This window comes from Spongiibacter sp., from assembly GCF_041602295.1.
Lineage (GTDB): Bacteria > Pseudomonadota > Gammaproteobacteria > Pseudomonadales > Spongiibacteraceae > Spongiibacter.
Genome location: NZ_JBFIGO010000122.1, coordinates 1 through 7,118 on the forward strand (window position 1 = coordinate 1; position 7,118 = coordinate 7,118).

The 7,118-nt window shown below is 57.8% G+C and carries 5 protein-coding genes; 3 read left to right on the forward strand and 2 right to left on the reverse strand.

Going from position 1 to position 7,118, the window contains the following annotated elements; all coding sequences use genetic code 11:
- The coding region (locus tag ABYM29_RS13975; RefSeq protein ID WP_372865397.1) for an acyl-CoA dehydrogenase at positions 1–1,568 on the reverse strand (1,568 nt) is incomplete at its 3' end.
- A 315-nt stretch (positions 1,569–1,883) separates the two neighbouring features.
- Between ABYM29_RS13975 and ABYM29_RS13980 the strand changes: the two genes are divergently transcribed.
- Positions 1,884–2,810 carry a DmsE family decaheme c-type cytochrome gene (locus ABYM29_RS13980; RefSeq protein WP_372865398.1) on the forward strand — a complete coding sequence of 309 codons (927 nt, stop codon included), beginning with the start codon at positions 1,884–1,886 and terminating at the stop codon, positions 2,808–2,810.
- 22 nt (positions 2,811–2,832) lie between these two features.
- Positions 2,833–5,043: an MtrB/PioB family decaheme-associated outer membrane protein gene (locus ABYM29_RS13985; RefSeq protein WP_372865399.1), complete on the forward strand. Its 2,211-nt coding sequence runs from the start codon at positions 2,833–2,835 to the stop codon at positions 5,041–5,043.
- A gap of 39 nt (positions 5,044–5,082) precedes the next feature.
- Here the strand turns inward: ABYM29_RS13985 and ABYM29_RS13990 are convergent, their stop codons facing one another.
- Entirely contained in the window at positions 5,083–5,607 is a 525-nt protein-coding gene (locus ABYM29_RS13990; RefSeq protein WP_372865400.1) for a NapC/NirT family cytochrome c, read from the reverse strand.
- A 434-nt stretch (positions 5,608–6,041) separates the two neighbouring features.
- Between ABYM29_RS13990 and ABYM29_RS13995 the strand changes: the two genes are divergently transcribed.
- The gene (locus ABYM29_RS13995; RefSeq protein ID WP_372865401.1) at positions 6,042–6,968 is read left to right on the forward strand and encodes a DUF1295 domain-containing protein; all 927 of its coding nucleotides are present in this window, start codon (positions 6,042–6,044) and stop codon (positions 6,966–6,968) included.
- Positions 6,969–7,118: the final 150 nt, after the last annotated feature.

Below are 7,118 nucleotides of genomic sequence, written 5' to 3' on the forward strand. Positions count from 1 at the left end.
ACCGAGTTGGACAGTGCCAAGTCGATCTGCTGCTCCATCATAGCGCTAAGCAACGCCGAGGTGGTTTCCTGCACGGTGACCAATGCCGCCTCCAAACGCTCGGCATAGTCGCTGAGTTCACTCACCTCCTTGGCCTCGGCAATGGTTTGTTGCATTGCCGCCAGACAGGCCTGATAACCCTTCATGTCGTTCATCGGCACTTTGCGCGCCAGCAAATCCAGCGACTGAATGCCGGTAGTGCCTTCGTGAATGGGATTCAAGCGGTTGTCGCGGTAGAACATCTCTACCGGGTGCTCGTTAATATAGCCGTGCCCACCCAATACCTGAATGGCCAGATCGTTGGCCTTGGGGCCGTATTCCGACGGCCAGGTTTTGATCATTGGCGTCAGAAAATCCAGCAGCGTGTGGGCGTCTTCGCGCTCCTTTTCGGTGGGTGCAGTGCGCTCGTCGTCGGCCAGCTGGGCACCGAGCAAGCACAGGGCCATTGCGCCTTCGGCATAGGCTTTTTGCGCCAGCAACATGCGGCGCACATCGGCGTGCTCAATAATGTTTACCGGCGGCGACAGCGGGTCTTTACACGAGGCCAGACGACCCTGGGGACGCTCGCGGGCGTAGTTCAGCGAATACTGAAAGCCGGTCAGGGCGGTCACCGCCGCGCCGGTGCCGACCATAATCCGCGCCTCGTTCATCATGTGGAACATATATGTTAAGCCGCGATTTTCCTCGCCGACCAAATAGCCCACTGCACCGCCGTTCTCACCAAAATTCAGTGCGGTAGAGGTTTGACCGCGCCCGCCCATTTTGTGAAACAGCCCGGCCAGCGCCACATCGTTGCGCTCGCCAATGCTGCCGTCGTCGTTGACCATATACTTGGGCACAATAAATAGCGAAATGCCCTTCACGCCCTTGGGCGCGCCCTTCACCCGCGCCAGCACCAGGTGCACGATATTTTCGTTCAGCTCGTGGTCGCCGCCAGAGATAAAGATCTTGTTGCCGGTAATGCGGTAACTGCCATCGTCGGCCTTCACCGCGCTAGTCGTCAGGTCGGCCAGCCCGGAACCCGCGGCGGGTTCGGTCATCGCCATAGTGCCGGCAAAGCGGCCACTGCGCATCGGCTCCACCCACTGTTTTTTCTGCTCTTCGCTACCGTGGGCCTCAATCAGATTGGCATTGGCCGAGGTCAGCCCCAGATAGCCCATGGTCACACTGCCCGCCGCCGACAAATAAGCACCAGCGGCACTGGCGACAATCGCCGGCAACTGCATACCGCCCAACTCGTAATTGGCGGTGGACGAGCCCAGCCCCGCCTCGACAGCGGCGTCGAGGGCGACTTTAATTTCCGGAATCATCTGCACCTTTTCGCCGTCGAAGGTCGGCTGGTGAGTATCAACCTTCTGGCGAATCGGCAGGAAGTACTTTTCGGCCACCGTGCGCGCGGTTTCCATCGCCGCAGTAAAAGTTTCACGGCTGTGATCGGCATAGCGCTCACGCTCACACAGACTCTCGGTGTCGAACAACTCAAACAACATAAACTGCAGGTCGCGCTCACACAACAATGGGGCTGCCATACTCGAACCTCTTCACACATAGCGAACAATGGGCCAATTGTGCCTAGGCCGCACAGGCGCCACCACGACATTGCGTGTCCGGATAACATTACGGGCACGCATCGCCGGACGCGCTGCGCCCAGCGCCTGAGCATCGCGGAAAACACCGCGCCGAGGAGAGACCGAGGCCGCGTCGCCCCCATCCTGGCCAGCGAGCGCGCCAACACGCTCACCAGAGGCGTTAGGGGCAGTTGAGCGCTGCGCGCCAGAATCTGGAAAATTGCACAATTCAAGCTAGGCTTCACTACAGTGACTCCTCGAGTGCAAGGCATGCCCATGCCCAACGTTTGGACCCTACCGCTACTATTTATGCTGGCGCTGACAACCACCCTGGCAGCCCAACCGGCCTCTGCAACTGGTAACTACCAGCCCGGAGACCCCCAGCTTTGCCTGGGCTGTCACGGCGCTGCAGGATCGAAACCTGCCGCCGGCATTTTGGCTACGGTTCACGGCCAGAAAGGCCATCCAGACAGCCCGATGAACAAGCAGGGCTGTCAAAGCTGCCATGGCCCCAGTGCCCAGCATGTCAGCACCTATATCAACGGCAAACCGGCCAAGCCGAGTGTGACCTTTGGCGACCAGGGCAGCCCCGCCGAGGTGCAGAATCAAAGCTGCTTGAATTGCCATGAACAGAGCGCCCGCAGTCACTGGCAGGGCAGCCAACATCAGTTCGCCGGGATCAGCTGCGCAAGCTGCCATCAAATTCACAGCTCCCCCGACCCGGTTCTCTTTAAGGAAACACAAAAGGAAGTGTGTTTTAACTGCCACAAAGACAAGCGCGCGCAAATCCATAAAACCAGCGCCCACCCCCTGGTCGAGAATTTGATGACCTGCAGCAGCTGTCACAATCCTCATGGCAGCCCCGCAGAGTCCCAGCTGCTAAAAGCCTCCGTCAATGAAACCTGCTTTCAGTGCCACGCGGAAAAGCGTGGGCCTTTTTTATGGGAACACCCACCCGTGCAAGAAAATTGCAGCAATTGCCACCAGCCTCACGGCAGTGTCCACACCCCCATGTTGACGTCACGCGGACCGTGGCTGTGTCAGCAGTGCCATATGGCCGGCTTTCATCCCAGCACGGCCTATAGCGGTAGCGGTGTTCCGCCAAATGGCGCCGCCCAACAAATGCTGTCGAAAAATTGTATGAATTGCCACAGCCAGGTTCACGGCTCAAACCACCCCTCCGGAGTACGTTTGACCCGCTAAGCCCGAGATGAGGTCGCACAACATGTTTGCTACCCACAACAACGCTGCCAGCTGGGCCCGGCTGGCGCTGATAAGCGCCTGTTTGTCGCCCGGCGCGGTGATTGCCAACGACGATAGCGGCACGCGCACAGCCCTTGAATTCGCTGCCGGCTATATCGATGACGACCCGGCATATCGTCAATACTTTGATCACGGCGCCCAAGACAGCTACCCAATGTTCAGCGTCGACGCCGAGAAAACCCCGGTATGGGACAGCGGCGAAAGCCGCTATTGGTCGGCAAGCGGCCAATACCTGGGCACCGACTACCTCGAGCTGTCCTTCAGCATTGGCGACTACGGCCACCAACAGTTTGATTTCGCCTATACGCAAACCACTAAGTCGGGGCTGAGCAACGCCAAGACCATTTTCATTAATCCGGGCTCAAATTCATTAACACTGCCCACAGGCTGGACGGCCGCCACCACGACCGCAGGCATGAGTGATCTATCTGGCCCGCTCCGCGAGGTCGACGACAGGCTGCGACGCCGCCGCCTCCAGCTTAACTATGCGATAAAGGCCAATAGCCACTGGTCTTTTGACATTAGCTTCAAGCACGAAATAAAAGACGGCACGCTATTTAAATACGGTGTCATAGGGAATACCGGCGGCAATCCCCGCGGCGTCGCCTTACCCAGCCCCATCGACTTTGAATTTAACGATATCAACCTGCGCGCCGACTACACCGCCAGCCACTACCACTGGCAGTTTGGCTACGATTTATCCCTGTTTAAAAACGACAATCCCAGCCTGTCCTGGGACAACCCCTTTCTCGCCATTAACGGCTGGCATAGCGCCGCGGGCTATGCCACTGGTCGCGGCGCCATTGCACAAGAACCCGACAATCTCTACCAACAGTGGTTTGCCAACGGTGTTTTCCGGCTGCCCGGCGGCGCATCACTCAACACGACCCTTCACTACGCCATACTCAAGCAAGACGAGGCATTTCTGCCCTATTCCATTAACCCCGCACTCAGCGTCTCCACGCCGCTCCCGCGGGACACCCTTGACGGTCAAATTAATATCTCGCGCCTTGGGCTCGGCTACCGCCAAAACCTGAGCAAACGCCTGATGCTGCGCGTTAACGGCCGCTACGAAGAGCGCGACAACAAAACGCCCCAAAACCTCTATATTTACATCGGCGGTGACTCTCAAGACCAAGACAGCGCGACGTCCAGTCGCGCACGCTACAACCTGCCCCACAGTTATCGTGAAACACAACTGGCAGCCGCCTTGCGCTACCGCCTAGGCAAGGCCAGTAGCGTGTCGGCGGGCGTAAAACACAACACCGTCGACCGCGACTATTCCGAAACCACCAGCAGCCGCGAAAACATTGGCCATATGGCCTTCAAAAGCCGCCCGGCAGAGCGCCTACAGACCTATCTGCGGGTTAGCAAGGAACTTCGCAAACCGTCTGCCTACCGGGGCGACACCCCCTACTTAAACTCACACACCCCGGCCTATGTTGCCGGCGAGCCCGCAGATGAGCGTTTTGAAAACCACCCCCTGCTGCGCAAATATAATCAGGCGCAACGCCAACGGCAGAAAATCGCCACCGGTCTGAATTGGACACCGAACGATAGCAGCAATGTCGGGCTGGCCTTGAATATGGCGCAGGACGACTACCGCAAGTCGGTATTTGGCCTGAAAAAAGCCGATGTGCGCGGGCTGCACGTCGATTTCTCGCTAGTCAGCACTGATCGTGCCCAGTGGCATAATTATGCGAGTTACGAGCAGTACAACACCCAGCAGAATGGCCGCAGTTTTAGAGGTAACGCCATTGCCACCCAGTCTATCGACCCGACGAGAAACTGGCAGCAGCGCAGTGAAGACCGAGTGAAAACCTTCGGCAGCGATCTAGAACTAGTCAATATTATCGCCAATACCGACCTCAGCATTGGCTACCTGCTGGCGTATAGCAGCAGTGATTTCACCACGACAACCGGCAGCTCACTGAGCGCAATGGCCATGCCCAAACAGGGCGACAAACTCCAACGGATCAGTGCAGAGCTCCGCCATCGCTACGCCGTAGACCTCGACATCAGTCTTAATCTCGCCCATCAAAGCTACCGGGCGCAGAATTTCAGCTACGACGGGGTAACGCCAAACACCATGGCCAATGTGATTGCCATTGGCAACACCAGCCCAGACTACTCCGCAGTAGAGCTTATGCTCGCCCTGAAGTATCGCTTTTAACGCCCATTGCATAGTGCCCGCGCCATCAATCCCCCGTGACTACGGCAAGTCGTGGGCGATGCCCTTGTGGCAGGTAATGCACGTTGTCCCCGGCCCCAGCGCCTGCTGGTGCATGGCGTTAATGGCCGCGGTGGAACCGATTTTTGTCGCCTCGTGACACACCCGGCAGGCGGCCGAGTCATTCTCTCGCATGACTTGCCACACCGACTCTGCCATTTTCTGGCGGTGTAAATCATATTTCTCCGGGCTGTCGATGGTCCCTAGAAAATGGTGCCAGACCTCCCGCGAGGCCGCCATTTTGCGCTTCATCTTAGGGATAAAGGCCTGGGGAATATGGCAGTCGGCGCAAGTGACCGTAAAACCCACCCGACTTTGGGCGTGCGCCTTGCTTAACGACTCCTGCCAGGGATTCGCCGCCATTTCGTGACAGGAAATGCAGAATTCGTTTGAGCTGGTCTTTTCCATGGCAACGTTAAAACCCACCGTAGCAAAAATGCCCACGCCAATGCCCACCCCCACTAAAGCCAATGAGCCAGCCGTCAGATATTTCGCTAATTTCCCCATCCACTTCGCTCCCAGTCTCTTCGTACCCAGCAAGTCATCCCGCTAACGTGAAAATGTGCTCCAGGCCGTGGAGCAAACGAATCGTCAACGACACCAGCTATTGGCGTCGGCGGCGACAACTGGCGCCGCAAAGCTGTACCGCCACACCAAGTGCGCAGAAAATGGCGGCAAGCCTGCGTCCAAGCAACTACATCGAGTATAGCTAATAGCCGGCATTGCAGCTGCGACACAGGGGGGGCGATAAGTAGCCCGCCGCACGAGCTCGTAGCCAGCGGATTCCAGCCCACCACGACAAGTCCTCGCGCAAGCCATAAGAGCCGTCGAGGCAAACAACGGAGTATCGCGCTTGCTAAGCATCCTTAAACTGGGTTGCCTGTGCTTGCCGGCAGGGCAGCCAATGACTTAGGGTAGCGATCAATAAAAAGGGGATATATATGAATTTCGGCAGCATCCTGTGCTTAATCTTTGCGGCAGTCTGGTCTGCCGTTCTCTTAACGGGTATCGAGCCGCTGACGCAGCTACTGCTGGTCAACGCCGCCGTGCAGCTCATCCTGTTCGTGCTGGTGGCCGCCATCCCCTTTGCGAAAACCGGGCGCATGTCCTATGTCGACATTGCCTGGCCCTTTGGCGTGGCCCTTATCGGCGCGCAGATTCTGCTATTGGCCGACGGCAACCCGCTGCGCCAGTCACTGGTTGGCGGGGTGTATTTATTGATTGGTTTGCGCATGGGCCTGGGCGCGCTGACCATGGCAAAGGCCACCGGGGTAATCTTTAAAACGGAATTCCCACGCTATATCTATCGTCGCATGGTGATGGAAAAACAGGGAGAGAAGCATATGCGCCTGCATATGCTGGCCGAAATCATGGCCCAGGCCTTTGCCAATCTTTCAGTGCTGGCCCTGCCGGGGTTTATGCTGGCTATCAATCCCAGCGCGCAGGTTTCCGGCTGGGAAGTTGCCGGCATTGCCATCTGGCTGGCCGCCTATGTCCTGGAAACCACCGCCGACGCCCAAAAGCTGCGGTTTATTGCCAAGCCTGAAAACAAAGGCGCGGTCTGCAATATCGGCCTGTGGCGCTACAGCCGCCACCCCAACTATTTTTCCGAATGGCTGGTGTGGACGGGGCTGGTTATCGCCGCTGTGCCCTCGTGGCTGGCACTACAAAACGCCGTAAGTGCGCCACTCTGGTATCTGCTCGGCGCGGCGGCGATAGGCGCTTCGCTCATGATGTACATCACCCTGGTGTATTTAACCGGGGCCATCCCCGCTGAGTATTACTCGGTGAGAAAGCGCGCCGACTACAAGCGCTATCAGGCCACCACCAACCGCTTTTTTCCGTGGTTTCCCAAGCGCCCGTCATAGCGACGGGCTTATGTCACTATCTCTGCGATACAAAGGACGCTCCCTTGATATACCCCATCTTGTTTGTCGTGCTTGGCGCCGGCTTTGCCACCCTGTTTGGCGTGATAGTGGTTCCACCGCTGCTGGCCTCTGGCGACGTGATCGGCGCGC